This is a genomic window from Bacillus sp. LR--39 (assembly GCF_053613335.1).
In genome coordinates this window covers 1-528 of sequence record NZ_JBSIOT010001537.1, presented here as the reverse complement: position 1 = coordinate 528, position 528 = coordinate 1, and the positions used below count along the sequence as shown (strand labels likewise).

1 protein-coding gene is annotated in these 528 nt (G+C 42.6%); it reads left to right on the top strand.

The features are described from left to right. Positions 1-302 precede the first annotated feature (302 nt). Positions 303-528, top strand: a 226-nt coding sequence (locus ACWHAR_RS31655; RefSeq protein ID WP_452089000.1) for an NPP1 family protein, incomplete at its 3' end; no start/stop codon positions are given.

Below are 528 nucleotides of genomic sequence, written 5' to 3'. Positions count from 1 at the left end.
TTTTGCTTTTGTTTTGGTGATTTAGTTTGATCAAAAGATAATCGGATTGCATCATTATTCTCATGTGAAAAATTTGTATACTTAGCTCAGAAGAAAGGGGGGATTACACGGGAAAAACACTGATAAATTACTGTTTTAGACAAAATCTTTTCATCTCGCATCCAGATATTTCAGTCTCCGCAACGATTGCGGAATCACCCCTAAAACAAATAAGCATTAAGGATTTTTCTAATGATTTGAAGCCATCCATTACCTCTGAAAGGAAGCTAGAAAGAGTGAAAAAATTAGGGTTTGTACTGTTTATGTCGATGTTTGCTTTTGTCAGTGTAGTACCGGCAGCTGAGGCGAAAGTCATTGATCATGACAAAGTGCAAGGCTTCAGCGAAGTGACCCCTGTGACGGTTTCCCAAAAAGCGGCCAAACGTTTTCAGCCTTATTTGAAGGTTGCGAGCGGCTGCGTGCCTTTTCCGGCAGTTGACGCACAAGGCAACACAAGCGGAGGTCTGGAGCCTACCGGAGCGCCCGAAG